Annotated in this window: 4 protein-coding genes and 2 pseudogenes; 2 read left to right on the plus strand and 4 right to left on the minus strand. The window is 73.5% G+C overall.

All coding sequences use genetic code 11. From position 1 onward, the window contains the following. On the plus strand, nt 1-742 hold a 742-nt coding region (locus ACFQ87_RS44280), incomplete at its 5' end, for a flavin reductase family protein (protein WP_380616720.1). Between the two features lie 66 nt (nt 743-808). On the opposite strand, the gene ACFQ87_RS44285 is transcribed toward ACFQ87_RS44280, so the two are convergent. From ACFQ87_RS44285 to ACFQ87_RS44300, 4 genes and pseudogenes are all read right to left on the minus strand, one after another. After that, nucleotides 809-1,408: a hypothetical protein gene (locus ACFQ87_RS44285; RefSeq protein ID WP_380616721.1), complete on the minus strand. Its 600-nt coding sequence runs from the start codon at nt 1,406-1,408 to the stop codon at nt 809-811. 654 nt (nt 1,409-2,062) lie between these two features. After that, nucleotides 2,063-2,176: pseudogene (locus tag ACFQ87_RS44290) on the minus strand (aldo/keto reductase); the annotation flags it as partial. Nucleotides 2,177-2,215: 39 nt separating this feature from the next. Next, nucleotides 2,216-2,636, minus strand: a pseudogene (locus ACFQ87_RS44295) (heme-binding protein). A 42-nt stretch (nt 2,637-2,678) separates the two neighbouring features. Beyond that, nucleotides 2,679-3,869: an MFS transporter gene (locus ACFQ87_RS44300; protein ID WP_380616722.1), complete on the minus strand. Its 1,191-nt coding sequence runs from the start codon at nt 3,867-3,869 to the stop codon at nt 2,679-2,681. Nucleotides 3,870-4,238: 369 nt separating this feature from the next. Between ACFQ87_RS44300 and ACFQ87_RS44305 the strand changes: the two genes are divergently transcribed. Continuing rightward, a complete protein-coding gene (locus ACFQ87_RS44305) occupies nt 4,239-4,712 on the plus strand; it encodes a MarR family winged helix-turn-helix transcriptional regulator (RefSeq protein ID WP_380616723.1) in 474 nt (157 codons plus the stop codon). Nucleotides 4,713-4,757 lie beyond the last annotated feature (45 nt).

The following is a 4,757-nucleotide window of genomic DNA, read 5'->3' on the forward strand; positions in this document are numbered from 1 at the left end:
CGTGGCGTCGGACTGGATGTCCGATCCCCGCCAGCGGCCGCGCCCGGGCGGCGGCAGAGTCGGTGACCGGCAACTGATCACCCGACGCAAGGACGGCCGGATTCCCGTGCACAAGGTCACCGATCTCAAGGTCCTCTACTTCGGCACCCCGGTGGTGCTGATCGGCTCGCGCAACGAGGACGGCAGCGCCAACCTGGCGCCGATGTCCTCGGCCTGGTGGCTGGGCCAGTCCTGCGTGCTGGGCCTGGGCAACAACGCCCAGACCGCCGTCAACCTGCGCCGCGAGGGCGAGTGCGTGCTCAACCTTCCCTCCTCGGCGCAGGTCGACGCCGTCGACGCCCTCGCGCTGCTGACCGCCAACCCGCACATCCCCGCGCACCGGCGCGAGCAGGGCTACCGCCACGAGCGGCGCAAGTTCGCCGCGGCCGGGATGACCGAACTGGACGGCGAACTGGTGCGGGCGCCGCGCGCCGCCGAGTGCCCGGTGCAGCTGGAGTGCCGCCTGGAGGCCGCGACACCGCTGGCGGGCAACGAGGGGTGCACCGCCTTCGAGGTCACCGTGGTGCGCGCCCACGTGGACGAGCACCTGATCGTGCCGGGCACCGACCACTACGTGGACCCGCTCGGCTGGGACCCGCTGATCATGAAGTTCTGCGAGTTCTTCGGCGACAGCCGCCGCCTGTCCCCCTCCCGCCTCGCCGAGGGCTGGCGGATGCCCGGCCGTCTGCCGGCCGCCGTCTGACGGCCGCCGGCGGACAGCGGCCGTCCGACGACGGCTGTCAGACGGCGGCGCAGCGGGGCCGGCCGGTTACGGGACCTTCTCGCCGCAGGAGTCGCACACCCGGGTCGCCGGCAGTTCGAGGAAGCAGTTCGGGCAGATCGCCGGCGGCCGCGGCGGGGTGGTGGTGGCGGCGGCGGTGGCCTTGCGGGTCACCGTGGTCTTCAGCCGCGGGGCGAGCGCCGGGATGCCGCCGTCGGCGGGCAGGTCGGCGCCGAAGTGCCGGTAGCAGGCCAGGCGGGCGGCGGCCGCGTGCTGCTCGCGGTCCATCTCGTCGAGGATCGGCGGCTGCCCGGCCACCGCCAGCACGTCCTGGTAGCCGGCCCCGACCATGCCGTCGGCGGCGTGCACCACCAGCGCCGTCAGCGGCGGGTCCCCGCGGCGGTGCGCCTCGCGCACCACCAGGGCCAGCACCTTGCCGATCCAGTGCCGCTGGTTGACGCTGGTGCGCACCCCGGAGGCCTGCTGCACCGCCTCGGCCAGCTCGGCGTAGGTGATCACCGCGTGGTAGCGGCTCGCCACGTCCACCAGGGCCGGGTAGGCCGCCCTGGTCCACACGATGTGCGCCTGGCTGACGGCGACGGCCGAGCCGTCCGACTCCCGCCAGTAGCCGCGTTGCTGCTCCGTCATCCGCCCGCCCTGTCCGCTCGACCCGTCCGGCCCCGCCGTGAGCGAGGCTACCCCGCTGCGGTGGCCGCCCGCCGCGCGGGGGCGTCTGCGGGGCCCCGGGCTTGACTTCAAGTGCTGTTGAAGTCGTCCAATGGGTGCCGACCGCAGCCGTACGGGCACTCCGCGGTCGATGCCCCGCCCGTACGGAAACGTGCCGGGGCCGGGGCCGCCTTCTTCCCGATCGTGCCGCCGGCGGCCCCGGCCCCCGTCGTGCCCGCCCCGGCCACCACAGGCCGGGGACGAGGCGTTTGCGGGTGCGCGCTCGACCTCCGTTCCCCGGCCCAAGAGCCGGGGATTCCTCACACGGTCCTCCGACCGTCCCGGTGGGTTACTGCTTCTTCGCGCTGTGCAATGCGGTCAGGCCGCGCGGGCCGGGCGAACCGCGCCCGGGCGGAACGCGGACCACCGGTGCCCGGGCGGGGGCCCGGGCACCGGGGCGAGTCGGGTGAGTGCGGGTTTGCGGCTTGCTCCGGCGGTTCCTCGAGCACAGCGGACGCCGGGTGGGGCGGGGGCCGTTCCGGGCGGCCGGGGGTCACGCCGCCCGGCGATCGACATCGAGTTGACGGTGCGTCAGTTGAACTGGTCGGGGTGCGGGCCGGTGCGCAGGTCCCGGTCGGCGGCGGCGACGGCGGTCATGTCGGCGTCGGTGAGCTGGAAGACGCCGAAGCCGAGCTGGGGGATCTCGACGCCGTTGTTGAACTTCACGGCGGGGACGGTGGGGACGGTCACGGCGCCGGTTCCTTCAGTGGGTGCCGTGGTGACGGGGGTTCAGGCCAGTTCCTTGAGCGCGGCGGTGGCGAAGGCGTGGTCCTGCTCGGGGGCGCCGCCGCCGATGCCCAGCCCCGATCAGGCGGCCGTCGCGGTGGACGGGGATGCCGCCGGCGATGAACAGCAGCGGGCGGTCCAGAGCGGTGGGCAGGGTGTGGAACGGGCCGTCGGGCTTGACGAGGTCGACCAGGTCGACGGTGGGGGCGTCGAGCTGGAGGGCGGTGTAGGCCTTGCGGGTGCTGGTCTCGCCGGAGATCAGCACGGCGCGGTCGTCGCGGCGGAAGGCCAGCAGGTGCCCGCCGACGTCCAGGACGGTGACGCTGACCGCGACCTGGGCCGCCTCGGCGGCGGTGCGGGCGGCGTCGATGAGGGTCTCGGCTTCGGCGGTGGTGAGCGGGGTGACGGCGGTGGTGGTGCTCATGGCGGCGCTTCTCCTTGAAGGGGCGGAGGGGGGAACGGGTGGTCAGTGGTGGGCGGGGACGGCCGCCGCGGCGGGGACGGTGGCCGCGGGGGTGCGGCGTTCCAGGGCGGCGGACCAGAAGGCGAGGACCAGGGCGGCGGCGGCGAGCAGGGCGCCGACCCAGTTCGGGGCGGTGTAGCCGAGGCCGGCGGTGATGACGGTCCCGCCGAGCCAGGCCGCCAGGGCGTTGCCGAGGTTGAAGGCGCCGATGTTGACGGCCGAGGCCAGGGTGGGGGCGCCGTGGGCCTGGTCGAGGACGCGCTTTTGCAGCGGCGGGACGGTGGCGAAGCCGAGCGCGCCGACCAGCGTGATCGTGACGGCGGCGGCGATCTTGTCGTGCGCGGTCAGGGTGAACAGCCCGAGCACGACGGCGAGTCCGCCGAGGGTGGTGTAGAGCAGCGGCATCAGCTTGCGGTCGGCGAACCTGCCGCCGAGCAGGTTGCCGAGGAACATCCCGACACCGAACAGCACCAGCAGCCAGGTGACCGCGCCGTCGGAGTAGCCGGCGACGTGGGTCATCATCGGCGCGATGTAGGTGATCGCGGCGAACACTCCGCCGAAGCCGAGCACGGTCATCGCCATGGCGAGCAGGACCTGCGGGTTGCGGAAGGCGGTGAGTTCGCGGCGCAGGTGGGCTCCCTCGGCGCGCGGCACGGCGGGCACGAGCTTGGCGATGCCGAGCAGGCCGACCACGCCGAGGACGGCGACGGCGGCGAAGGTGGTGCGCCAGCCGACGGCCTGGCCGATGAAGGTGCCGAGCGGGACGCCGACGATGTTGGCGACGGTCAGTCCGGTGAACATGGTGGCGATGGCGCCGGCCTTCTTCTGCGGGGCGACCAGTTCGGCGGCGACGACGGAGCCGATGCCGAAGAACGCGCCGTGGGCGAGCGAGGCGACGATGCGTCCGGCGAGCATGAGGCCGAAGCCCGGTGCCGTCGCGGAGACCAGGTTGCCGACGGTGAACAGGCCCATCAGCAGCGTCAGCATCGTCTTGCGGCTGATCCTGGTGCCGAGCACCGTCATCAGCGGGGCGCCGATGACGACGCCGATCGCGTAGCCGGTGACGAGCAGTCCGGCGGTGGGGATCGAGACGCCGTAGTCGCCGGCGATCTCGGGCAGCAGGCCCATGATCACGAACTCGGTGGTCCCGATCCCGAAGGCCCCGATGGCCAGGGCGAGGAGTGCGAGGGGCATTGGCGCGACCTCCGTGCGATTGCTAGTGCGCCTTACACCTCCCAACAATAGTTGCACACGCGGCATAAATGCAAGTGCGGGCAATCCGCCTTCGCCGAGGACCCTGGGGCGGGGCGGGGCGGGTCCCGGGCGCACGAAAACGGGGCCGAGCCTCGATCGGCCGACCCCGACCCCTGCCACTACTCCGAACGGGTGACTACCGACGCTCGGCGCGCCGACGGCGAAGCCCCCTCGCGCCGCCGCCCGGACCTGCGGACCGGGACCGCCGGGGGCGACAGATGCTTGCATAAGCCTTATGTATGCCCTGGCCGATATTTCATCGCATGGCTTATCCTGGGGCGTACAGCACCTGGAAAGGAGACCGGGCCCATGACCGCCACGGACCCCGCGCTGACCGCCCTCGCCAACGGATGGGCCGCCCTCTACCTCCTGTACGGCCGGATCGAGGCGCACATCGAGCGCGCCCTGCAGTCCGAGCACGACCTGAGCGTGCGGGAGTACTCGCTGCTCGACGTGCTCAGCCGCCAGCACGACGACGAGGGCGGGCACCTGCAGATGAAGCAGGTCGCCGACGCGGTCGTGCTCAGCCAGAGCGCCACCACCCGCCTGGTCACCCGGCTGGAGGACCGCGGCCTGCTCTCCCGCTACCTGTGCCCGACGGACCGGCGCGGCATCTACACCAACGTCACCGAGGACGGCCTGAAGCTCCTGGAGCGGGCCCGCCCGACCAACGACGCCGCCCTGCGCGAGGCGCTCGACGAGGCCGCCAGGAACCCCGAGCTGGCCCCGCTGGTCAAGGCCGTCGAGGCGGTCGACGCCCCGGCGGCGCTCCCGCGGCCCTGAGCCCCGCGCGCGTCCCGTACGCCCCTCCCGCAGGCCGATGCCCCG

Source organism: Kitasatospora sp. NPDC056531 (assembly GCF_042794375.1).
GTDB lineage: Bacteria > Actinomycetota > Actinomycetes > Streptomycetales > Streptomycetaceae > Kitasatospora.

Coding starts and splice junctions, on each gene's coding strand:
- ACFQ87_RS44285 (WP_380616721.1), bottom strand. CDS start 1,408: ATGACGGAGCAGCAACGCGGCTACTGGCGGGAGTCGGACGGCTCGGCC.
- ACFQ87_RS44300 (WP_380616722.1), bottom strand. CDS start 3,869: ATGCCCCTCGCACTCCTCGCCCTGGCCATCGGGGCCTTCGGGATCGGG.
- ACFQ87_RS44305 (WP_380616723.1), top strand. CDS start 4,239: ATGACCGCCACGGACCCCGCGCTGACCGCCCTCGCCAACGGATGGGCC.